Origin of the sequence: Flagellimonas crocea (genome assembly GCF_033441595.1) — a bacterium.
Taxonomy (GTDB): domain Bacteria; phylum Bacteroidota; class Bacteroidia; order Flavobacteriales; family Flavobacteriaceae; genus Flagellimonas; species Flagellimonas crocea.
Map to the genome: position 1 here is coordinate 23,866 of NZ_JAUZVX010000004.1, position 23,020 is coordinate 46,885.

Below are 23,020 nucleotides of genomic sequence, written 5' to 3' on the forward strand. Positions count from 1 at the left end.
GTATATTTGTCATTATATTTCACGTCATCATATGAAAAATAATGATTTTTCACAGAAAATAACGGTTTTTCATGGCCGCACCTTACCTGAGGAAGGTTTCTTGGTAGGTCAGTCCCTTTTGATTGCCACAATGGAGAATCAATTTGATGTAGCGGTTCCCCTGCCTGATATATTGGCCATGGCAACGGAGAAGCACCAACGCTACGATACGGACCAATGGCAAGTGTTCACCATAAGGCACAAACCCAAGGACGACCTGAAAAGCCATTTGGTCTTTGCCCTTAAATACGAGCCCTTGGACCTATATCTCCTCAAAAGGTTTTTCGAGTTGACCGGGGATGCCATCATACACCAAATGTTGGAAGAGGAGCCCACGGGGCAATACACTAGAAGGGCGTGGTTTCTATACGAATGGCTGACCGGAATAACCCTTGACGTACCGAACCTGAACAAGGGCACTTATGTAACGGTGGTGGACCCCAACCTACAATATACGGCCGAGCCCGAGAATTCCACACGGCATCGCGTCAAGAACAACCTGCCCGGGGTCCCGGGGTACTGCCCGATGATCCGACGGACGGCAAAACTGGATGGGTATATTGCCAAGGACCTATCTGAAACCATCGAAAAGGGATTGGGCAAACGGGACAAGGATCTTATTCGAAGGACCGCTGCTTTTTTATTGTTGAAGGACTCGAAGGCATCCTTTGCCATAGAAGGGGAACATCCCCCGAGCATGCGGGCAAGGAATTGGGGAAAAGCCATAGGCCAATCGGGCAAGTCCCCTTTGGGCATACAGGAGATCGAACGGTTACAGCATATTGTCATCGGCAACAAAAAACTGAGGCATATGGGCATCAGGACCGGGGAAGGCTTTATTGGGGAGCACGATAGGGAGACCCTCTCCCCCTTGCCCGACCACATCTCTGCCAAGGCCAAGGACCTTCCTCTTTTGATGCAAGGGTTGTTCGGCACGAACGAGCTGTTGCAGAAGTCTCGGTACAATCCTGTATTGGCCGCGGCCACCATCGCATTTGGCTTTGTTTTTATCCATCCCCTATCCGATGGCAACGGGAGGATACATCGCTATATCATCCACCATTTGCTTACCCGGATGGGGTATACCAAGAGAGGTATGATATTCCCCATATCCTCTGCCATTCTGGAACGGATTGATGAATATCAGGATATTCTGGAGCATTTTTCCTCGCCAAGGGTCGATTTGATCGAATGGGAGGAAACACAAGACCATAACATCGATATCCTGAACGAAACCATTGATCTATACCGGTACTTTGATTTGACCAAACAAGCGGAATTCCTGTATACCTGTGTGGAAGAGACCATTGAAAGGATCATACCGGAAGAATTGGACTATTTGGAAAAATACGATCGGATGACAAACCTTATCAATGCCCGTGTGACCTTACCGGATACCAAAGTCGATCTTTTGATCAAGTTTCTGAACCAGAATGAAGGTATATTGTCCAAAAAAAGAAGGGAAAAGGAATTTGCGGAATTGACAGATGCTGAAATCCAGGAAATTGAAGATTCATTCCAAAGTATTTTCCAAGGTTGATGGGTAACCTGACCCAGTTTGGGTTCCCTAACTATTCAAATCCCTATCTGTGGTAGGACACCGGCATGGTTCGACCAAAATAAAAAGGGTTCGCTTTCCCGAACCCTTCTTTTGTACCATTTGGAAGCCCTATCCCTCCAATATTTTGGCCTGCCGTTCTAAACTGGCCACCCTTTCCTTGATCCGTTCCTCCCGTTTTTGACGCTTTTCAGTATAGGATTTTTCGATTCCCAAAATCTTCTCCTTGTAAAAGGATTGCATTGCCACATAAAAGGATCGGTTGGTCAAATCATTGGAGTGGTTGCTTTCCCCAAGGTGTACCTGTCGGGTCAACAGGAACCGGAGCAGTTTATACAAGGTCTCCTTTTTGAAACCCTGTTTGAACCGGGCCACCCGTTCCCCATCGGATAACTTGGAATCCTCGCCGAAGAATTCCCCAAAATGTTCCCTTTGGCTATAATACCCGATGTTGTTCTCGAACAGGGAAATGGCAATGGCCACCATTTCATCCGTGGACAAAGGCTTTTTCAGGTTGATATAATCGGTCTCACGTATCATGTCCACGACTTCCTTGAACTGGTTGTTGTTCTCGATCTGTTTTTTCCGCAATTCCCGTGTATTGATCTTGATGATCTGCTCCTCCGGGGTACACTCGGACATTTTGCGTTGCTCCAAGGCCTTGGTACCTGAACTTCCACTATGGGTTTCTTCCCTGACCTTCACAAATACCGGCCGGGTCAAATAGGTGTCCGTTTCCAGCAGGATACCCTTTTCAAATCCAAGGTCCACGGCCTTGTCCCATGCCTCCTTTTCCTCCGTGAAGGATTCCAGGGCCTCTTTCAGGAATTCACCCAACTCTTCCTCGGTATATTCATAGTGTCGGTGCTCCTCCCTAATGTGATTCATGGTAGGTTCTATGGGCTCCTTTAAAATGTCCAGCCCATTGGTCAAATGCACCGCTAGGCCCTCCTTTTCCATTTGGGCCATGACCCATTGGTTGCGTTCCTCGTCCACCCGGTATTTGTTGATGTTGGGCACCAGTTTCAATCCTTCCTTTTTCACGCTTTTCAATAGCTGCATAAAGGTCTTGGTCTTTTTGTTCTCAAAACAGGAGGTCCGGGTACAGACCATCTTCCCATCACCGAACAAATTGCCCTGATTGGCAGCATTGAAGGGACAGGTATGGCAAGCCCCGGCTTTGGGAAGCAACGTCTTATCCGACAACCCAAAAGGGGCTTTGGACAGATCGAAGGTGCGGCTTTCGATCATCCGTTTGATCCGATGTTCCTGGAATTCGTCTTCTAGGCTTTCCAACAGCATCAGTTGTTCTCCGGGTTCAAAAAGGGCCACGGCCACCCCTAGGGAGAGGGTCATTTCCCCACTGCGGATAAAGGCCTTGAATCCCTCGATCAATCCTGCCAACTTGATGCGTTGCCGGATATAGTTCTCAGATCGGCCCAGACGTTTTGCAATCTCCCCGGGTTCGTAACGATCCAACAAAAATTGGATGGCCTCGGCCTCCTCCGTGGGTTCCACATCCTTGCGCTGTAGGTTCTCGATGATCTGGACCTCCAGAATCTCAGTGTCCCTATAGTCCCTTACCATGGCAGGGATAGTGGTCAATCCTGCCAATTTACTGGCACGATACCTTCGCTCACCCATGACGATGATAAAACCTTCGTCGGATTTTCGTACGGTGATCGGCTGCAGCACCCCATGTTCGGCAATGCTCTGTTCCAAATGATTGAGACTTTGCTCATCAAAGGTTTTTCGGGGTTGGTCTGGGTCCGGGAAAACCGAATCGATTCCCAACAACTGGATCTGTGGAACGTTTTCCACCTTCTCCACAGTTTTGGTTTGTTCCGACTTTGAACCTTGGTTGTTACCTGCTTTACGTGTCGCTCTCTTCTTTGTTTGTGCTTCCATGATCTTTGGATTTTGGTTAAACAATATTTGAGCGGAAACCAAGCGGAAGACAAATTTTTGGAGTGGCAAGGAAACGGAATAAAAAGTGACAGGGGAACGGCTTTATGCCGTCCCTTGTCCGACAAACCATTTGCGGGCTTATCTTTCGAAAACTATTGGAAGATAAAAAAGAAATCTACCCCTCCAGAAGGCCCATAAGGGTATTATAGTTCCAAACCTTAGATGGATATCCCTTGTACGCATGTTTGAAACCGAAGGTTTTTCTTTGAAAACCCATAGAACCCTAAAAACCAAAGGCTACAATATCAATCAGGCACGAACCTAGGTTATGGGAAGCGTATCCGCCGTCCTAGTCCTGAAAATGACTTATTTGAGGGCGGGGCGGACAAACGAGGGGACGATACGGCATTGGGGTATTGAACGGTAATGAAATACTACTGGGAAGATTGCCAAATTCAAAAAATAGGTAAAACAAAAGCCCATCGTTTCCGATGAGCTTAATAAGGTCTTTTCTTGTATGAGGTAAATCTCATCTAACAGAACCTAAGGCGGTTCACCCAATCATTCATCAATGGCATCCGCAGTTGGAATCCGCGGTCACTTCTCCTTTTAAGTGTTTTAGAATGTAAGGGGACAAGGTTATTTCCCCATGGTCATTTTTGGGTTCAAAATAGCCTTTGAGCAATACCTCGATTAAGATTTCTTTATTGGGTTCTCCCATTGTAGCTCCATTCCAAACCCATTCCCTGGCTTCCGGACTGTCTTCCAAATGTTCAGGATGGAAATCGAGGTTGCCGACCCTTATGGTAGGGGAAGCAACAATATGGGCTTTTTCGGCTTCCTCTATCGTTTTAATCATGGTTGAACTGAACAAGATTTCGCAGTTCAAATGATCAAAGAGTTCTTGAACTTCTTGAATCGCCGATAGCAATACACCTTGAACAGAATCACAGGCTGAGCAAGTACCTTCCCCAGTTGTTGGCATTCCCACTTGAAAAAGGGTCACTCTCAATGCATTTTTTGTCTTTACTTCCATGTTCATACGTTTTTAAGATTAAAGTTTACCCCTAAGACATGGAAAATGGACAAAGGATGCAGGTTTATACAAAATTATGATAGGCAACAGGATTTTGTAATGGTAAATCTCCACATTTGGTTTTCAGAATATTCAACTTCACCACATTCATCAAACTTTGCCCTAACCTTTTTCCTTGCCCTTAAGATCCTTGACTTTGTTGCCGATAATGTCAAGCCCAGATGCGCGGCAATACTTTTCTGCGGAAGGCCTTCTATATCCGAAAGTCTCAAGGGAGTTGAATAGTCGATAGGGAGACCATTTATAAACTTATCGAGCCAAACAAAGACGTTTTCATCATATTCATCCGGAACAAACAGGTGCAACTGTTCCAGGTCAACAAGTGTGGTCTTTCTTGGCTTCTTGTGAAAGTCAAAAATTGTATGTTGTGCAATCCTGTATAACCAAGCCTTTATATATCTTACGTCATTTTTTTTCTCACAATATGTTATGACCTTGATAAGAATCGTTTGCATTATATCATCAACATCATGCTCATTGTAAACACGCTTGCCCACATAGTTCCTTAAATCAGTCCGAAGGTCTTCCCAAATATTGAATATATCACATTTCATAAGTATAGGTTGTTAAAAAAGGAGGTTGAACAAATAACCGGAAATGATCATTCCAATGGCAATAGTTGAAAAGAAGGCAATGATCAACTGCCTTTGCATCACTTTTTGGAGCAGCAGGCCTTCGGGGATGGAAAGTCCGATCGAACCCATCATAAAGGCCATGGCCGTCCCTAACGGAACCCCTTTGTCAACGAGCGAATCCAATATGGGCAGGATTCCAACCGCATCAATGTACAATGGAATCGATACCAATACGGCAATGGGAATCGCAAAAGGGTTGGATTTTGAAATATAGGTGCCAAAAAATGACTCGGGGACATAGCCGTGGATAAATGACCCTATTGCAATTCCTATAAAAATATAGGGGACAAGGTTTTTAAGGGTCCGAATGGCCTCCCGATGAATTCCAGGAAATCGTTTCAGCAAATTTCTGCTATCCTTTTCCCTCGAATGCGCTTTCCATTCATTGTCCTTGAGCCATTCTGCCACATATTTGGCCATACCCATCTTTTCCAGGATAATTCCACCGATCACCCCCAAGACGATTCCTGAAAGTAGGTACACTATTGTAACTTTCCAACCATAGCCCAACCAGAAAATGGCAATAGCGATTTCGTTCACCAAGGGTGAGGTTATGAGGAAGGAAAGTGAAATTCCCAGTGGGATCCTGACCTGCATCATTCCCACGAACAAAGGAATGGAAGAACACGAGCAAAAAGGTGTCAAGGCACCCAAAGAGGAGGCCACAACATTCCCAAGACCTGATTTTTTGTGTTTCTCCAAATAATCCCGGATTTTTTCCATGGGCAAATAGCTTGTTACCACTCCCATTACATAGGTCACCAGCACAACCAGAATGGAAATAGAGCCAAAGGCAATGATGAAATAGTGTAATGCTGAGCCGAATGTATCCGTATCAGGAATACCCAAAAGGACATGGACAACATAGTCTGCCAGTCGGGTAAGCAGTTTTGTAAAGATTTCCATCTTAAAAACGTTTTAAAGAATTGCTAATAACACCTTGTCGTTGCTGACTTTTTTATAGTCATAAACCTTCCCGTCAATGACCAATGCAGGAAAGGTAAGGACCCCGTAGGGCATGGTGTCCTTGAGGTCAGAAAACTCGGTGATGTTTACGTCCAGATGGTTTTCACTGGCAATTTTTTCGATTTGTGCCCTTATGGGGGATGCAGTGGCGCAGCAGGATGAATGTAAAATTTTGACTTCAGTACTCATAGTTCAGTAATTTTAAATAAACTTTACTATGTAGTCTAAAATGGCGTGTCAAAAGACACAATTCTCAATAAAAAAATGATTCTACCTATTTGTACTTTGTGGATGCCTGAAAATCAACCAAGTGGTTTATTAACGGGATACACGATTCCTTAACAGAGCAATTGACGAAGTTGCCATTGGCATCATATACGATATCACAGCATTCCACAAATAATTCCCTTAGCTTTGTTCTTGCCCTTTGCACCCGCATTTTTGCAGCCGAATACCCCAAGTTCAGCTTTTCAGCTACATCTTTTTGGGATAGTTTGTCGATGTCACTCCATTGTAAAGGCTCGGCATATTTTTTGGGAAGGAACTGGATCATGGGTATCATATGATCATACACGGATAGCTCCAGATTGGTTGGTTCAGTTGCCTCAAGTATCTTTACATCACTAAGTTCAACAATTGGGGCACTCTTTTTGAAATGGTCATAAATGGTATTTCTGGCAACTTGAAACAGCCAGGCCTTGATGTTTTCAATTTCCCTATTTTTTTGATAGGACTCGACCAGTTTCAGCATTACCTCTTGCACAATATCTTCCGCAATGGTTTCATCCCGAACCTTTTTTAAGGTAAAGTATTTTAAATAACTGTAGAAACTTTCGATCTGTTCATTAATATCGCAACATTTCTTTTTCATGGCTTTGCTTTTATGGCTTTCGGTTTAATGGTGTGCCAGCCTACACAGGATATGTATACAAAGAGGTTGGTGAAACTTTTATTTTTCACTCTTCCTATTTCCTTTGTCAATTAAGGATGAAGCTTTAGTAGTGGTAAAATTTCCCTGTAACTGACCATGGTTTTCAATTCCCTTAAATGCTGATCAAGGGTAGATTTACAATGGAAAATATTTCCACCAAGTTGCCTGTTATATTCTTGTACTTACATTGTTCCTTACAAAATTCATCACAGATTTGGATTGTCTTACAAGAAAATATTTAGACTAAGGCCTTAAAAAATAATCAATGGGCCTTTCTCAATGCTCCAGCGTAAGCGTTGGGCAATATGCTGCCCTCAACGGCTTTGGCCGCCTTTTCGACATCATATTCGAAGCGTACAAACTCCACATGGATGCTAGTCTTGTCCGGCCTACGGAAGTTCCCATCCATGTTCAACAGCACATAGCATCCCCTATTGTCGCCATCCTTGGGCTTTCCGATGGATCCGATATTTATCGCATGGCGGTATATGGTGCCTCCATCATAATCCAAAAGGGCCTTGTGATAGGGTTGGTGTGTATGTCCAAAACAGAGGATATCGGCATTTGCATCCCGCAGGATGCGTACCAGGCTCTTCTCCTTCCGGTCCTCGAAAAGATACTCGTTGATTCGTCTTGGGCTTCCATGCACCAGGAGTAGGTTCACTGTTTCATCGTTCCTTTTGAACTCCACATTGATATGGGATGGAAGGTTTTTCAGGTAGGCCCTTTCATCATCCCCCATAATGGAGTTGGTATAGGATATGGAAATTGCCCCGTTCGCCTTTTCCTCATCGCTCTTGTAGGCACAGCCACAATCATCACTGTTGCGTCCGATGCCAAAATCATAGTTGCCCGCAATGGTGGGTATCCGGCGTTTTCTGATCTCATGGACCACCTCGTTGGGCCAGATGTTATAGCCCACAAGGTCCCCAAGGCAATAGATGGCGTCCGGCCTATGTTTTTCCACATCCACAAAAAAGGCCTCAAGGGCAGGAAGGTTGGCGTGGATGTCCGAGAAGAGTGCAATTTTCATCCTTATGCGGTTTGCGGTTTAAAATACTTTTTGCGCAACCAAAAGGCGACCCTTACCAACAGAATCAGGGCAGGAACTTCCACCAAGGGCCCGATGACCCCTGCAAAGGCCTGGCCGGAATCCAGTCCGAAGACGGCAATGGCCACGGCAATGGCGAGCTCAAAGTTGTTCCCGGCTGCTGTAAAGGCCACCGAAGCGGTCTTGTCATATTCGGCACCCATCGCCTTGGTGAAAAAGAACCCAATGATGAACATCAGGGTAAAGTACACCAAGAGGGGTATGGCGATTACCACCACGTCCATGGGAATCTCCACGATAAGTTCCCCTTTGAGGGAGAACATGATCACAATGGTGAACAACAGGGCGATCAAGGTCATGGGAGAAATGGCGGGAACAAACTTTTGGGCATACCACTGTTCCCCTTTGATCCGGACCAATATCGTTCGGCTAAGGATGCCCATAAGGAAGGGGATGCCCAAATAAATGGCCACACTCTCCGCTATGGTACTAATGGAGATGTCCACTATGGCCCCTTCAAAGCCAAAATATGGGGGCAAAACGGTGATAAAGATCCACGCATAGAAACTGTAGGCAAACACTTGGAAGATACTGTTCAGGGCCACCAGTCCCGCACCATATTCCGCACTGCCCTCGGCCAGGTCATTCCAGACCAGCACCATGGCAATGCAACGGGCCAAACCTATCAATATCAATCCGACCATATACTCGGGATAGTCCCTCAAAAAGAGGATGGCCAGGACGAACATCAACACGGGGCCGATGATCCAGTTGAGCACCAGGGAAATGGTCAAGATCCTGGTGTTCTTGAACACCTTGGGCAACAGTTTATAATCCACTTTTGCCAAAGGTGGGTACATCATCAGGATGAGACCTATGGCAATGGGGATGTTAGTGGTGCCGCTGTTGAACGAATTGATGATGTCGGGGAAGGACGGGAAGAAGTAACCGATACCGACCCCTACCGCCATGGCGATAAAGATCCAAAGGGTAAGGTTCCTGTCCAAAAAGCTCAATTTTTTTACTGCCATGTGTTATGATTTGATCTGTGAAAATACATACCAAAGTTCCGTTGCTATCTGTATGCTCCTTTCAAGGTATTTCTCGGCCTGTTGCGGGGAATTGTCAAAGGCCTTGGGATCCTCAAAGGTGATGGGGATCCGCTTTTCCGCACCGGGCACAAAGGGACAGGCCTCATTGGCCGAATCACAGGTCATGATGGCCCCAAAGCCGGAACTGGGGTTGAAGGCATCGTCCATTTTCTTGGAGAACCCGATCACCGGATGGGCATTTTCCGCATATTTGATGGCATAGACAGGATTTTGTCCCTGTGAAAGCTGTTGGATCTGGAACCCTTGTTTCCCCAAGGTTTCCGCCACCATCGGGAACAGGGCCGTGGCTTCGGTCCCCCCCGAATAGCAAAATACGTTCTTGATGTTGAAATGGAAAGCCATGGCCTGTGCCCATATCTGTGACAGGTGGCTCCTCCTGGAATTGTGGGTGCAAATGAAATTCAGGCGTATTTCCTGATCTTCGGAAACTTTCGACTGTATGAACCCGGCAAGGGGATCAAGGATTTCCCTACGCTCCGGGGAAACGGCATCCAGTTTCAAGGTTGTGATGAATCCCGCTATTTCAGGGAACAGGCTAGTTGTGGTCGTAGTCATTATATAGAATTAAGATTTAGCAACAATTACCGTCAGGAGAACAGCAGGGCTCGTTGGTCAATTGGGACAGTCTTACCTTTGGTTTTTTTTCGGGGACCCCACACTGGTCCTTGGCAAGACAGTCGGTCATCTTGGTGGTCAACAGAAAATGACCGTCATCAAAGGCAAGGCCATATTTCCCAATAGTGGTACCCTGGTACTCCACTTCGACTTCCAAGGAATCCGCTATGCCCAACACCTTTTGGGACAGTTCGATGATATGTACCAACTTTTCGGGATGCAGCCTGTGGTCATAGTCATCGGCCTCCCACAGTTGGAAGCTGACCACCTCCTCATTGCGCACGGTTCCCCCGCAGTCGATAAAGTGTTTGTGGATCTTCCCCACTTCGGTGACATGGAAATGTCCGGGGACCATTTCCCCGGCGGGCAATTGGAAACCAAGGGTCTTCAATTGGGACAGCACTTCTTTTACTTCTGATAATTTCATGGATTGTTTGTTTTAGCTTTGATAATGGCATCGACCTTCGTGGCGACATAGATCATCTCCCCCGCGATAACGGCCTTGTTTTCAAAAAGGATCTCCGCATTTCGGTCCGTCAGCCCATCCTGGACATATACCTTGATACTGCTGTCCTCGTCCAAATCCAAGGATTCAAGGGCCTTTCTGTTGATGGTCCAACTATCGGAGCCATAGCGTACCGAATACGTAAACAGGGATTCGCCCTGTGCATTGGTGACCCTGAACCCATCGTTCTTCAATAGGGCCAGGCCGGCAAGGGTCTCGTTGGCGGTATCCAGACCTGCGGATTCTACCTTGAACTTGTCATTTAATCCGTAATACATAAGACCTGTCCTGAGCCAGATCATGGCCAATTGGCCCATATCGTCATTGGTCTGGTCCACAAATACAACGGTATAAGAGGTCTCCCCCATATTGGACACCATCCTGGCGGCAATTTGGTCCAAAAGCTGGATCTTTTCTTTCGGTATCTGGGGAAAAACGGTCTTCAGTTCCTTTACGGTGCGTTGGATCTTTCCCCTTAGTTTCTGGGAATGTGTGGTCAATGGAAGGCACAGCAACAGCAGTGCCATGGTTCGGATCATTTTTGTTTTCATGGTTTCTTTTTTATGGTTTTAGTTTATTTGTTAATCGCAATAAAACGATTAATTAGTTCAAAAAAATACTAACAGCACTCTTGGTCCAGTTCGATCCCCTGATCCAGGAATGCCTTGAACTTATCCTTCATTTCGTTCCAGTTGGCCACATTGACACAGTAACAGACACTGGTGCCCTCCACATCGCCCTTGATGAGTCCCATGTTCCGGAGTTCCTTCAAGTGTTGTGAAACCGTAGGCTGTGCCAGTCCTATCTCGTCCACAAGGTCACCACAGACACAGGCCTTGACCTTGAAGAGGTGCTGCAATATGGCAATCCGGGCGGGATGGGCAAATACCTTCCCGATGAGGGCGAGCTCATTCTGGTTTTCGGTAAATATTTCGGTCTTGGCCAGTCCCATATCATTATTTTATCGCAATATTACAATATATTGATTCAACATAAAAAGATTTTCGATAAAAATACTTAGGTTCAAACCAAGGCTTTACAAATTTTCAGGGTCACTTGGTCATGTACCACAACATCCGGATGTTGCCTGAATGGGGGGACAGGCCACCGAACCAAAGGAACAATACACGCAACAATCGCCATTTTTGGGCCTTAGAATGGAGCCGCAATTTTCACATTCATAAAAGAACTGACAAGAATCCGTAGGCATCTTTTCCTCTTTGGAATTGCCACAATGCGGACAGGTAATTGTAGAGTACAGATTGATATCCATTATCACTGGTCCTTTATGGTGTATCCGGTTTTCAAAATGGCGTTCACGATAGCATCCCTGGTGGTTTTGGCGGGATCGTACATTATCTGTGCATTGGCTTTTTGGTAATCTGCCTTGACCATGATGATCCCATCAAGTCCATTGACCTCGTGTTCAATATGTGCCTCGCACCCACTGCATGTCATTCCCACGACCGGAATATTGATTTCCTTGACATCTTGGCTCGCAAAAAAGTTCGTTTGACCCTTGGCTTCCTGTTTCGGGTACAAAGATTGGGCATAATAGGGAAAGGCAAGCATCGCTAAGGCAAAGACCGTGATGGTCATCAACCAAATTTTACCCTTCCAAAAGGCCGGCTTTTCGTCCGTATCGCATGCACAGTCTATTTCCTTTTTGGCGACTGTCCTTAACTGTTGGTACCACGCCACTACCAAAACCAAACCCGTAATTCCGATCAAATACGGTCTGAACGGTTCCAAAAACTTAAAATTGGACGCCAGGCCAGATGTTCCGGCCACAATGGCCAAAAGTGGTCCTATGCAACAAAGGGAGGTGGCCATGGCCAAAATAATGGAAGATCCCATTAAGGTTTTCTTGTTATTCATGGTTTACTGGTTTTATTTGTTCTTTTTTATCGAGCAGGTCAAAAATTGGAAAAAGTAACGGCGAATGATCGGTCACCAAGGAATAATGGATCATCTGGCCTTCCTTTTGGGATGTGATCAAATTTCTGTCCTTGAGCTTGCGCAAATGTTGTGAAATTGCGGATACATTCATTTCCAGTATATCACTAAGGTCACAGACACATAAGCGTTGCTCTTGGTTCAAAAGGTAGAGAATCTTAAGCCGAACCGGATTGCCCATTAAATTCATTATCCCTGAAAGGGAGTCCATGGAATTTTCCAAATTTTGCATAGTTTCCCTGCATTCCATTATCTGTTTGGCATCCGCCTCCAAACGTATGCATATGTTCTTATCCATACTACGAAGTTACAGTAATTTATTATTTTAGCAAACTCTAAAATAAATGGGTGGCAAAAGAACAATATCAAGCCCTGGGTCACATTACCTGATAATCTTTAGGGTCGGATATTCCGAATTGTCGTTCGCTTTACTTTGCCCGCTTCCCAATTTCTCCTTCAACTGGGCCATGTCCTTGCTGATTTTCTTTTCCACGACCCTAGCATACTTTTGGGTCGTTGAAAGCTTGGTATGCCCGAGGAGTTTGGAAACGGTCTCAATGGGCACGTCGTTCATTAAGGTGATTGTCGTTGCAAAGGTATGTCTGGCCACATGGAAGGTTAGGTGCTTATCAATATTTGCCCTTTGTGCAATGATCTTTAGGTATTGGTTCACCTTTTGATTGGAATACACTGGAAGAACGGTATTTTCATTTTTGGGAAAATCCACATACTTCTCCAAGATTTTCTTGGCTTTGGGCAATAGGGGAACCTTCACTTCGGTCTTGGTCTTTTGGCGTTTTACATCGATCCAGAGTTCCCCGTCGATGCCGGATACGATACCATTGGGATTGAGAAGTTTGATCTCTATGTAGCTGAGTCCGGTATAACAGGCAAAAAGGAAAATATCCCGGACCAGTTCCATGCCCTTTTCCTCGAATTCCAATTGGTCCAGCGCCAGAATTTCCTCCTCTTCCAAGAAAGCACTGTCATAATCCTCCATTTTCACTTTATACAGATTGAAGGGATTCTTGGGGATACAATCAAATTTATAGGCCATGGTCACCAATTTCTTGAACCGCAGCATATGTTTCATGATACCGTTGTTGTTCAATGTCTGGAACGATTTGATGGGTTCGCAGTTCCGCAGGAAGTTTTCAAACTCGATCAAAAAGGCATAGTCTATCGAGGCCAGCCCAATATCGGGTACCCGATATTTTTTGGCAATGAAGCGTTTCAGGTAGGTCTCTGTGGAGGAATAGTTCTTGACCGTCCCTTTGGCCAGTTTGGGCAACTCATAGGTTCGGTTGTACTCCAAAAGGTCCAATAGGGTGAGCATCACCTTGTCCTTTCCCAGATATCGAAGCTTGATGGATTGTGCCGTTATAAAGTTACTCTCGGCACTAAGTTGCCGATGGCATTCCAGCAACTTTGCACGGACGTCGTCCAGATATTTGTTTACAACAACGGATTCACTGGCCCTATGGTCCATTTTTCCCAAAATAGGACACCATCGTTCTTCAAAAGTTGATCTATGGACACTGAGATCTGCATTTTTTCCTTTACATCTGATCCGGACATAAATTGGAAACCGTCCATCTTTTTTTCTTCCTGATTTTTTCAGCCAAAAACTGATACTGAAGGAGTTAGAGGTATTCATGTGTTCTCGCTTTAAGTGAAACATTGGTTGAAGCGAAAGTCAAATCACACGAAAAATCAATAATGGAAGTACAATTTAGGGAATTTTTCCCGACAAAAATAGGACACTCTATAGGACATCCTCACCGATGGTTTCAGATGGAAATAAAAAAAACCAGAAAAAATTAATTTTCTGGTTTTCAATTAATTAAGGTTTTACTTAGTGTCATAAAACCATGGTTCGTCGGGATGACTGGATTCGAACCAGCGACCACACGCACCCCATGCGTGTACGCTACCAGACTGCGCCACATCCCGTTTTTGACCTTCGGTCGAAATTTTCAATAAACAATGCCCAATTTCCGAAACGTCCACTGCACTGAGCAGTCTGGTAACCGGACGGAGTCAATCCTGAGGGTAGCCGAAGGACCACATCCCGAAAAGGGATTGCAAAAATATAAATTTTGACGATATATCAACCTAGAGTGAATAATTCTTTTATCACCTATTTAGGATTGCGATGCACGATATACCATGACCGTGGAGTGGTTCTTATTCCCGGTACAATGTAAAGTGCCCCACAAACTGTTGTTTTTCAGTGTCGTTTGCATTTACAACATACCAATAGTCTCCGGTCGGTAGCGGTTTTCCATCATAATTTCCATCCCATTTTTTTACTTGGTCCAAACGGGCCACCACCCTTCCGTATCGATCATAAATGATTACATCGATGAAGGGGAAATACTCACGATTCTTTGGATACCAGTAATCATTCAGGTTATCACCATCTGGGGTAAAGAAATTCGGCATCTCCGGCATTCCTTCAAAATTGAACGGCATCACCAAGGTTGCTTCACATCCGTTTTGGTCTCGAACCATTATGGTAATATTCGTATCCACCGTGGTATTGAAGGTATTTACTTCGCCGTAGGATTCTCCTTGGAAGAAATATTCATAGCCTCCAAATCCGCCTGTGGCAATCGCGGTAATCTCATCTGGACCTGTTTTGGTGGCCTCCAAGGTAAGCGGTTCGTAAGCCTCTACCTCAAATTCCACAAACGTGACACAGCCATTGGAATGATAAATAAAGACTGTATGCTCTCCTGCGGGGAGATCACCGAAGGTCCGCTGCTCGGTTGCCATCATAATATCGTCCACATCCAAGGAAAACAAAAGGTCGGACAATTGAGAACTGTCTTCTATATTGACGGTAGCAGTGCTATTGGGGAATATGCCTTCACAACCGTATTCCACAATGGGCTCGGCAACAATATCCACGCCCACCCCGATTTCGGCAATCACATTAGTTTGGCAACCATTGGCATCACGTACAAAAACAACGTAGGTTTCACCGCCCTGAAGATTCTCAAAGAAAAGATTATCATTTTGTACAAAATCGGTATCATCCGCTGAATTGACACTGGTAAAATAAGGTGCTGTTCCACCAGTGACTTCAAGGGTCATTGTTCCATCACCATCGCCCATACAGGTTTCCGGAGTGGTCTCCACGATGCCCGCGACAAGCTCCATGGGCTGGGTTATTTCCACTGTTCTGGTAATGGTACATCCCAAATCGTCCTGAATAATGATGTCGTAGGTTCTGGGAGCCAGATCTGAAAAAGTTTTTCTATTCGGATTGTCCGGATCGTCTCCTTCAAAAAATTCACTCAAGGTGTCCGAAATGGAATATCGTATCCTTCCGGTTCCTCCACTGGCCTCAATAATGATCTGGCCATTCATATCACCGGCACATACTACAGGTACGGCTTCCAAATAGTCCAATACCAATGGGTCCTTCGGTTCAATAACGATAGGGTCGGAAATAGCTTCACAACCACCGCTTTGTGCATACACAAAATAGGTTCCGGGGTTCAACTCCCTAAATATTCCCGAATTTTGGGCAGGACGCACTATGGAACCTGCCGTTGGGGGCATGGCATTGGAATTCACCAAAGTATATTGATAGTTCCCAATTCCTCCGAATGCTTCGGAACGGATAATACCTGTTGCTTCACCGGCACAATTGATGGTCGCATTGGTCAAATCCAAGGCTATCACCAAAGGTGCTGCTGGATCCAAAGAAATCTGGTTGGACTTCTCAAAAGGACATCCATTGGAGTTCTGGACATCGTACTGGAATGGTCCCGGGTCAATGGTAATATCGGCCGCAATCTCTACACTGGTCATACCAATCCCAAAAGGAACAAATGGGTCCGTGGTTCCTGCTCTTCGATAAAAGTAATCCACTCCGGGTTCCGGGTTGGTCACGGTAAGTTCCATTCTGCCCAAATCCCCACAGCCCGGCGGTTGTAGTTCCACCAACTCGGCCACAACTATTTCAGGGTCCGAAATGGTTATCACGTCTGTTTGGGCGCTGCAGTTCCAACCATCAAAAATTGTGATTCTATAGTCTCCTGCGGAAAGGTTAGCAAATTGTGGCGTAGTCTGCAGACCACTATTGGTACCATCCGTAATCCGGTTCAACTGGTATAGATAGTTGCCCGGCCCTTGACCACCTGCCTCGTTGTATGCCTCAATAATAGCATCATTGTCATTATTACAAGCCAATTGACTAACAATACGGATATCCGCTGTAATATCGATTGGCGGAAGTAAATTCAGGACTCTAGTAGATTCACAACCTCGCAAGTCTCTAATATTTACGGTATAGTTGTCTGTAGATAGATTCTCAAAAACCGGGTTCGTATTGGGATAGTCCACTAGAATAGTACCATCCGAAGCTACCAATTGATATTCATAAGTTCCCCATCCTCCATCTCCGGCGGCCGTAATCTCTCCCAAACCGGGCACGTTACAAGTAACTGGGGACGTTTGCAATAAATCAACTGTCAGTTCCCTATCCGGTGACCGTACCGTGGTCACATTGCTGACAGTATCGCAATAGGGCGAATCCAAAGCTTCTATACGCACCACCAAGTTGCCCGCGGGAACATTTTCAATACGTTCGGGAACATTTATCGGTGCATTGGTATCAAAAGTTCCGGTCACACCAACCGATGTCTCTACCCCTGTATTGTCACGTTTAAAAACTTCATAATTGTACACTCCGTTGTAATTATTGACTTCCAAACTTATGACACCATCATCTCCGTCAAAACAGGTAACAGGTTCCAACTCTGCAATAACCGCTTCAATATTGTTGTATTCGGGCATGTTGATGGTAGTGGTCAAATAACTACATCCTCCGCTGCCCACATCGGTCACTGCAAAAATATAATCTCCTGGAGTGGAAATGTCCCAGCTTACCCTATCAGAGCCACCTGAATTTCTTGCAGGTTGTGAGCCAAGAGGCAATATTTCAACTTCATAATTCCCAGGACCTTCATTGACAATGATATCAATGGAACCTGGATTTACTCCACTTCCCGTTGCACTACATGTAATTTGATTTACATTGTAACTAAAAGTAATGTCCGTAGGTGCACTAAGGTACACTGTATCTGTGAGTTCACATCCATTTTGATCCCGTGCCGTTACAATGATGGTCTGGTCGGTTCCATTATCGATTACCGAAAACTCATTGCTTATTTGGAAATTGGTTCCATCAAATTGTGGTGTCCCATCATTCATACTGTATGTGTACGGGCCAGTTCCCGTATCTGTTCCCGTACCGTCTCCATTGTCATCAATATAAATGGTGATGGTAGCCGTACTAAATTGATTGCTTGATGGATTACAACTGAATTCGGTATTTATGGCATTGACCATCAATTCCGAAGGTTCACCGATGATGATGTTTCCAGAGCGGTCCGTACAACCTCTATCGGATACGGCCTCTACTTGGTATGTTCCCGGTTCAAGGTTATCAAATACCGGGGAGCCCTGCGGTCCGGCTATGATTGTTGCGGTCGCACCTTGATACAACACATAATTTATGGGCGTGTCAGTATCGGTTCCGGGCTGTAATTCCACGGTTATGGTTCCATTGTCGGCACCATAACAGGTCAAATCGCTCTTTGGTGTGGCCGCAATCACCGGAGAAGTTACCGTTGAAACGTTCACAATGGCCTCATCAGAACATAAAGGTGATGTATTAGAATCCAAATCGGTAACCAAAATGTTATAGTTGCCGGGCATTACATTTTCAAATACATTATCGTTTATCTGAGCGGGGCCCACATTGGCCAAGCCATTATCAATATCACGCAATTGATACTCAAAATTCCCACTACCTCCTGTGGTATTTACTGTAATGACACCATCTCCGGCATTACATGTTGGGAAGGATGTGGCATCTGCGGTTATGGCAAAGAAATCGAATACTTGGGCAGTCACTGTATTGGTACATCCATTTCCGTCCCTTACGGTGATGACGTAGTTTCCGGGATTGGGAACCGTGAACGTGGTTCCGTTCTGGTATCCGCTTCCTATATTATATTGATACGTTTCTTCCGGCAGTCCTGAACCTGTAGAAATCGGTGACACCATATTGATTTGATACCCACTAGTTGCAGTACACTGGTTGACCACATCAATCACAGGAGTCGGTACCCCTGGCTCTTGTGTCACGGTCTGGGTGGTCAGGGCGGTACAGCCATTGGCATCCTGAACATAAAAATCATAATCAGTAGGGTACGGACCCGGTACCTCTATTGTTGTTTCGGGTGAGAATGTTGTAGGTGCTGGATCTCCGGTGGGCACATAGGCAAAACTGTAAGGGCCCATGCTTCCAAATCCTCTTAAGGTCACCAAGGCGCCGGCGTTACAGGTAGCCTCTACATAATTTTCAATGGAAATTGAAACCGAACTAATATCGATAAAAGCCAAGGTACTTCCGCTACATCCCGTGGTATCGTCCGTAACAATAATTTGATAGTTTCCTGGTGCCAATCCGTTAACGGTACCATTATACGGAATAGTTTGACCTGTAAACGGATTCACGGATACTGTGGCCCCCGTATCGGTATTTTGCACTGTTACAGTAAAATCTCCTGGTGCCGAAACTCCAGATACCTCATAATCAATAGAGCCGCTGCCCGCCACATTACAGGAGGCCGCCAATGATGTTGCAGTCACTGCAACAGGGTTACTTGGACCAATAGGGTCGATTTCTTCAATATAGGTACAGCCGTTTGCATCCCTGACCTCAACAAAATAGGTGACTCCGGGAACCACTTGTCCCGTGACATCAAAAATATCTTCGTTAGGACCATCCCCATCTGTCCATGTTAGGTCCCCAACAAGTCTAAAGTCATAAGGTGCCGTTCCACCGGTAGCCTGAACCCTGTATGTGAACGAAGTATCGGAACAAACTGCCGGGTTTGTATCCAAGGGAATCAAATCCAATTGGTTTTGGTCAATCACCACTTGATCACGATCTTCACAGCCTTGGGAATCTGTAGTAATGATGGTATAGTTTCCTACTGGCACATTGGGGAAATTAACGCTTGTACTTGTGGTTCCGGTCGACGAAGCTACGGTACCACCAAACTCATCCACCAATTCATAATCGAACGGAGCAACACCATTGTTGATAGCGGCCAATATGGAACCATTCATGGCACCCGTTCCCGTAGAACAAATTGCATCTGTTGGAGTAGCTGTGGCATCCAAGGGAGAACTAGTACCAATGGTAACATTATATGCCGGACTCACGCATCCCCTGCTATCGCGGATAACAAATCCACCATGTGTACCGGGACCGTAGCCAGAAAATATATTTTGGCTGCTAAACGTTGCTCCATTGTCGTTACTAAACTCATACGGCGGAACCCCTTGTGTGGTATCGGGTATCAGTTCCACAATACCGCTAGAAGTGTCCCCACATTGCGTGTCCGTTCCGACTACGGAACCTGCAATGGTCTCTGGTGGTGAAACGGTCACAATGTTCGATTCCGTTGTACATCCTCTTGCATCTGTGATTAAGAACTGGAAGGTGGTATTCGACAAAACAGAACTTGCAGGAAAATTGTATGTAAAAGAGGTCCCTGTAATATTATTATTGTCCGATGTATAGGGCGCCCCGTTGATACTTACCTCATAAATATCATAATTCCCCGCAGACGTATATCCATTGTTAATATTTACTTGTATTGCACCGTTGAGCGTTCCACAATCCAACTCTTGAATAGTTGTTGCATTGGCCACGACCTGAGGCTCAATGGTTGCGGTGACGGTGTCCCTACAATCGTTATCATCCACTACCTCGATTGTGTATGTTCCGGGTGTAAGCCCGGAAAAACTGTTGCTGGCACCCAAAGTACCCCCATTGATACGGTATTGATATGGAGCCAGACCACCTGTAGCATTGACCACTAATGTTGCAGCGCCAAAATTGTCATAACAAAAATCCGAAGCTCCATTATCCAAAGTCAAGGTGGGTGCTTCCAAGCGGGTCAACGTAAACCTATCTGTCACAGAACATCCGTTAGCATCCGTAACACTAACAATATACTCTCCATCTTGGATAAGGTTAGAAAAAGTACTTCCGTTCTTTGGCCCTCTCGTTGAACCATCCGGTTGGGTCAAGGTATAGCGGTTGCCTCCCCATCCCCCTACGGTGTTAATACGAACAGCGCCCGTATTTCCGTTCTGGCAACTCATGTCGGTAACGGATAAACTGGAAATATCAAAAGCAACCGAAGGTTCTTCAATGACCAATGTGGCGGTGTCGGTACAATTGGTTTCTTCATCGGTCACAGAAATCGCATAGCTTCCAGCAGTCAATCCGGGCAAAGGAACAATACTATCGCTTTGTCCCGTGAAAACGGGTCCTCCATCAATACTGTAGCTATAGGTGGAGTTGAATCCATCTACCAAAAATCTTCCTTCACCATCATTACCGCCCACACAAGTTACCACACGGGTCTGCTGCCCTTGTACCCCAATGGAGCTAATGTCGGTTATGGCATAGTTTTCATCGTATGAGCATCCTTCATCATCGGTTACCCTAAAAGTATAGGTGCCCAGACCCAACCCTGTGAAAGTACTGTTGCTTCCATTGTTGACCGCACTAGCGGAAGGAGCGATTATTTCATAGGTATATGTTCCAGAACCTCCTGTAACGGTCAAATCCAAAGATGCCGTGGTCGTGATACAATCCAAACTCGAAATACTGAAATCAATATTGGTAGGCTTGTCCAAATTGTTGAAAGGAATATTGGGAAGTGCCTGAACACATCCATTGGCATCCCTGATCATTGGAGTATAGGTTCCCACCCCTAAGTTCGGGAACATTGGATTGGGACTAAAGCCCGCACCTATACTGTATTCGTAAGGCCCGGTTCCACCGGTAACCCCGGAAATGGTAATCTGTCCCCCATTCTCGTTCAAGCAGGTAGGAAAACTATCTGCCGTTGCCGTTGCATTGATGGTAGAAGGTGTGCCTATGGTCGCCGTTTGGGGTGCAGTGGTACAGGTAAAGGAATCTTGCTCGTAGCGCAGAACCACATTATAGTTTCCAGGAGCCAAATTGGAGAAGGTATTGCTTATTTGGAACGTTGCCCCGTTATTTACACTATACTGTATTTCGTAACCATATCCATTGGTCACGTTTACGGTTATCCTTCCATCATTTGCGCCGCCGCAATTGGCATCTTCCTCTGTAAAATTGAATATCGGAGGGGGAATGTTTTCCACATCTGCCGCTGCAGTCCTTTGACATCCATTCGCATCCTCGACCAAGATATTGTAGGTTCCGGCCGTTGATACAGAAAAACTAGCTGTACTGGTGTAAGTTGCACTAAATGGACCTCCATCCACACTAAAACGGTACGGTGCCGTACCTCCGCTAGTGGTCACATTTACATCGACGGACGTGGCACCACAGCCAAAACTGTCAGAAGCCGTGGCAGAAACCGCCAACGGGCTTATTCCTCCACCAATCACTATTGGGTCGCCATCAACATCAGTAGTAACGGTTTCGGAACAGGCATTGGTTTCCACACGAATACTGTAGGTTCCTGGACTTACATTGGCAAAGGTATAATTATCCGCTCCATTGGGTCCGAACGTATCTACGGTAACACCGTTTTTCACCAATCGATAGGTGTAAAATCCTGGCACACCGGAAACTTGAACATCGATACTACCCAACTCACCGCTACAGAGAATATCGTTGGCGGTAACATCCACATTGATATCCAAATCATTTACAGTTACTTGGTTTGAAGGAAAGACACAGGCCGTTTCGGAAACATTTTTTAACCTCACATAGACCCTGTAATTACCGGAAGCGGTAATATCAAAGAAAGGATCATTCTGATAAGGGCCCGAAGCACTGTTCAAACTATATTCATATCCGGCAGGAACATTGGTCACCTCCACCCTGCCCGGGTTCCCACAAATAATGTCCTCTTTGATGAGCTGTGGGTTCAACGGGTTCAGCGTTGATTTAAAATAATAATATTGTCCTGAATTTACCCGTACCCTGAACTCACCAGCGGTGGATAGGTCAAAGGTAGAACCTGTACCTACCGTATTCCACGTACACGCATTGTTGATGGTGGGGCAATCTTCCACCACTGTAGGAGCACAACTATTTGGGTCGAGTTGCTGCCATTGATAGGAACTACCGGATTGGCTCAAAGTGAGCGTTCGAATATCACTTGTACCGCAAAGGAAAAATTTTGCCAACGTACTTCCATCGTTGGGGCATGTCACTTCCTCGTTCGCACCATTGATTATGGTAGCGTACATGGGTGTTGCCACAAACGGTTCGCTTGCTTCTGTCGATGTCTCTTGGGTTACATCTGGAAGCTCTGTCTGGGTTTCGGAATCTGCCTTACCTGATACTATACTTGATAATATCTTGGTTACGTGAGTTTTTGCTAATACCTTGGGACCAAAAATTGATATGAACACCAACAACACGACATATAGCAAATGCCTTGTTTTTTGTGGGAGCATAGGGTTAAGTCTTGTTAAGAAGAATACTGAGATTTGGGGCCTTAATATTCTTTAATGTAATTTTCTATTCTTATAAAATTCTCTTTATCTTAATCACACCCGACAACCAAAAAGTTGCCGTTTATCTATAAAATCTATTATTTCA

Annotated in this window: 18 protein-coding genes and 1 tRNA gene; 1 reads left to right on the forward strand and 18 read right to left on the reverse strand. The window is 45.4% G+C overall.

The window, feature by feature from the left end; translation table 11 throughout:
* The first annotated feature begins 31 nt into the window (after positions 1 to 31).
* Positions 32 to 1,579: a Fic family protein gene (locus tag SD449_RS13430; RefSeq protein WP_036379063.1), complete on the forward strand. Its 1,548-nt coding sequence runs from the start codon at positions 32 to 34 to the stop codon at positions 1,577 to 1,579.
* 129 nt (positions 1,580 to 1,708) lie between these two features.
* On the opposite strand, the gene SD449_RS13435 is transcribed toward SD449_RS13430, so the two are convergent.
* The 18 genes from SD449_RS13435 to SD449_RS13520 form a co-directional block, all read right to left on the reverse strand.
* Positions 1,709 to 3,505 (reverse strand): ParB/RepB/Spo0J family partition protein, encoded by a 1,797-nt coding sequence (locus SD449_RS13435; RefSeq protein WP_036385939.1) that lies wholly within the window; start codon positions 3,503 to 3,505, stop codon positions 1,709 to 1,711.
* Between the two features lie 568 nt (positions 3,506 to 4,073).
* Positions 4,074 to 4,541 (reverse strand): DUF2703 domain-containing protein, encoded by a 468-nt coding sequence (locus SD449_RS13440; protein WP_161594391.1) that lies wholly within the window; start codon positions 4,539 to 4,541, stop codon positions 4,074 to 4,076.
* Between the two features lie 74 nt (positions 4,542 to 4,615).
* Complete coding sequence (locus SD449_RS13445) at positions 4,616 to 5,155, reverse strand: sigma-70 family RNA polymerase sigma factor (protein WP_318311274.1); 540 nt, start codon at positions 5,153 to 5,155, stop codon at positions 4,616 to 4,618.
* A gap of 12 nt (positions 5,156 to 5,167) precedes the next feature.
* Positions 5,168 to 6,142 (reverse strand): permease, encoded by a 975-nt coding sequence (locus tag SD449_RS13450; RefSeq protein WP_051947129.1) that lies wholly within the window; start codon positions 6,140 to 6,142, stop codon positions 5,168 to 5,170.
* A gap of 12 nt (positions 6,143 to 6,154) precedes the next feature.
* The gene (locus tag SD449_RS13455; protein ID WP_051947130.1) at positions 6,155 to 6,391 is read right to left on the reverse strand and encodes a thioredoxin family protein; all 237 of its coding nucleotides are present in this window, start codon (positions 6,389 to 6,391) and stop codon (positions 6,155 to 6,157) included.
* Positions 6,392 to 6,476: 85 nt separating this feature from the next.
* Positions 6,477 to 7,073 (reverse strand): sigma-70 family RNA polymerase sigma factor, encoded by a 597-nt coding sequence (locus SD449_RS13460; protein WP_051947131.1) that lies wholly within the window; start codon positions 7,071 to 7,073, stop codon positions 6,477 to 6,479.
* A 322-nt stretch (positions 7,074 to 7,395) separates the two neighbouring features.
* Positions 7,396 to 8,166, reverse strand: a complete 771-nt coding sequence (locus tag SD449_RS13465) for a metallophosphoesterase family protein (RefSeq protein ID WP_318311277.1) — start codon at positions 8,164 to 8,166, stop codon at positions 7,396 to 7,398.
* Positions 8,167 to 8,168: 2 nt separating this feature from the next.
* Positions 8,169 to 9,215 carry an ACR3 family arsenite efflux transporter gene (gene arsB, locus SD449_RS13470; protein ID WP_318311278.1) on the reverse strand — a complete coding sequence of 349 codons (1,047 nt, stop codon included), beginning with the start codon at positions 9,213 to 9,215 and terminating at the stop codon, positions 8,169 to 8,171.
* Between the two features lie 3 nt (positions 9,216 to 9,218).
* Complete coding sequence (locus tag SD449_RS13475; protein ID WP_318311279.1) at positions 9,219 to 9,851, reverse strand: low molecular weight phosphatase family protein; 633 nt, start codon at positions 9,849 to 9,851, stop codon at positions 9,219 to 9,221.
* A gap of 16 nt (positions 9,852 to 9,867) precedes the next feature.
* Positions 9,868 to 10,338 (reverse strand): DUF6428 family protein, encoded by a 471-nt coding sequence (locus SD449_RS13480; protein ID WP_275649694.1) that lies wholly within the window; start codon positions 10,336 to 10,338, stop codon positions 9,868 to 9,870.
* Complete coding sequence (locus SD449_RS13485) at positions 10,335 to 10,967, reverse strand: hypothetical protein (RefSeq protein WP_318311280.1); 633 nt, start codon at positions 10,965 to 10,967, stop codon at positions 10,335 to 10,337. Before SD449_RS13485 ends, SD449_RS13480 begins: the two co-directional genes overlap by 4 nt.
* 68 nt (positions 10,968 to 11,035) lie before the next feature.
* Positions 11,036 to 11,368: an ArsR/SmtB family transcription factor gene (locus tag SD449_RS13490; RefSeq protein WP_036379071.1), complete on the reverse strand. Its 333-nt coding sequence runs from the start codon at positions 11,366 to 11,368 to the stop codon at positions 11,036 to 11,038.
* Positions 11,369 to 11,476: 108 nt separating this feature from the next.
* Positions 11,477 to 11,689, reverse strand: a complete 213-nt coding sequence (locus tag SD449_RS13495) for a GDCCVxC domain-containing (seleno)protein (RefSeq protein WP_081894160.1) — start codon at positions 11,687 to 11,689, stop codon at positions 11,477 to 11,479.
* 2 nt (positions 11,690 to 11,691) lie between these two features.
* Entirely contained in the window at positions 11,692 to 12,294 is a 603-nt protein-coding gene (gene merTP, locus SD449_RS13500) for a mercuric transport protein MerTP (RefSeq protein WP_036379073.1), read from the reverse strand.
* On the reverse strand, positions 12,287 to 12,670 hold the full coding sequence (locus SD449_RS13505; RefSeq protein WP_036379075.1) for an ArsR/SmtB family transcription factor: 384 nt from the start codon (positions 12,668 to 12,670) through the stop codon (positions 12,287 to 12,289). Before SD449_RS13505 ends, merTP begins: the two co-directional genes overlap by 8 nt.
* An 84-nt stretch (positions 12,671 to 12,754) precedes the next feature.
* Positions 12,755 to 14,029 (reverse strand): site-specific integrase, encoded by a 1,275-nt coding sequence (locus SD449_RS13510; RefSeq protein WP_036385944.1) that lies wholly within the window; start codon positions 14,027 to 14,029, stop codon positions 12,755 to 12,757.
* 222 nt (positions 14,030 to 14,251) lie between these two features.
* Positions 14,252 to 14,325: transfer RNA gene (locus tag SD449_RS13515), tRNA-Pro, on the reverse strand.
* 234 nt (positions 14,326 to 14,559) lie between these two features.
* A complete protein-coding gene (locus SD449_RS13520; protein ID WP_318311283.1) occupies positions 14,560 to 22,875 on the reverse strand; it encodes a T9SS type B sorting domain-containing protein in 8,316 nt (2,771 codons plus the stop codon).
* Positions 22,876 to 23,020 lie beyond the last annotated feature (145 nt).

Excerpts from the sequence above, each read along its gene's own strand:
- SD449_RS13430 (WP_036379063.1), top strand. The coding sequence starts at position 32 with ATGAAAAATAATGATTTTTCACAGAAAATAACGGTTTTTCATGGCCGC.
- SD449_RS13435 (WP_036385939.1), bottom strand. The coding sequence starts at position 3,505 with ATGGAAGCACAAACAAAGAAGAGAGCGACACGTAAAGCAGGTAACAAC.
- SD449_RS13440 (WP_161594391.1), bottom strand. The coding sequence starts at position 4,541 with ATGGAAGTAAAGACAAAAAATGCATTGAGAGTGACCCTTTTTCAAGTG.
- SD449_RS13445 (WP_318311274.1), bottom strand. The coding sequence starts at position 5,155 with ATGAAATGTGATATATTCAATATTTGGGAAGACCTTCGGACTGATTTA.
- SD449_RS13450 (WP_051947129.1), bottom strand. The coding sequence starts at position 6,142 with ATGGAAATCTTTACAAAACTGCTTACCCGACTGGCAGACTATGTTGTC.
- SD449_RS13455 (WP_051947130.1), bottom strand. The coding sequence starts at position 6,391 with ATGAGTACTGAAGTCAAAATTTTACATTCATCCTGCTGCGCCACTGCA.
- SD449_RS13460 (WP_051947131.1), bottom strand. The coding sequence starts at position 7,073 with ATGAAAAAGAAATGTTGCGATATTAATGAACAGATCGAAAGTTTCTAC.
- SD449_RS13465 (WP_318311277.1), bottom strand. The coding sequence starts at position 8,166 with ATGAAAATTGCACTCTTCTCGGACATCCACGCCAACCTTCCTGCCCTT.
- arsB (WP_318311278.1), bottom strand. The coding sequence starts at position 9,215 with ATGGCAGTAAAAAAATTGAGCTTTTTGGACAGGAACCTTACCCTTTGG.
- SD449_RS13475 (WP_318311279.1), bottom strand. The coding sequence starts at position 9,851 with ATGACTACGACCACAACTAGCCTGTTCCCTGAAATAGCGGGATTCATC.
- SD449_RS13480 (WP_275649694.1), bottom strand. The coding sequence starts at position 10,338 with ATGAAATTATCAGAAGTAAAAGAAGTGCTGTCCCAATTGAAGACCCTT.
- SD449_RS13485 (WP_318311280.1), bottom strand. The coding sequence starts at position 10,967 with ATGAAAACAAAAATGATCCGAACCATGGCACTGCTGTTGCTGTGCCTT.
- SD449_RS13490 (WP_036379071.1), bottom strand. The coding sequence starts at position 11,368 with ATGGGACTGGCCAAGACCGAAATATTTACCGAAAACCAGAATGAGCTC.
- SD449_RS13495 (WP_081894160.1), bottom strand. The coding sequence starts at position 11,689 with ATGGATATCAATCTGTACTCTACAATTACCTGTCCGCATTGTGGCAAT.
- merTP (WP_036379073.1), bottom strand. The coding sequence starts at position 12,294 with ATGAATAACAAGAAAACCTTAATGGGATCTTCCATTATTTTGGCCATG.
- SD449_RS13505 (WP_036379075.1), bottom strand. The coding sequence starts at position 12,670 with ATGGATAAGAACATATGCATACGTTTGGAGGCGGATGCCAAACAGATA.
- SD449_RS13510 (WP_036385944.1), bottom strand. The coding sequence starts at position 14,029 with ATGAATACCTCTAACTCCTTCAGTATCAGTTTTTGGCTGAAAAAATCA.
- SD449_RS13520 (WP_318311283.1), bottom strand. The coding sequence starts at position 22,875 with ATGCTCCCACAAAAAACAAGGCATTTGCTATATGTCGTGTTGTTGGTG.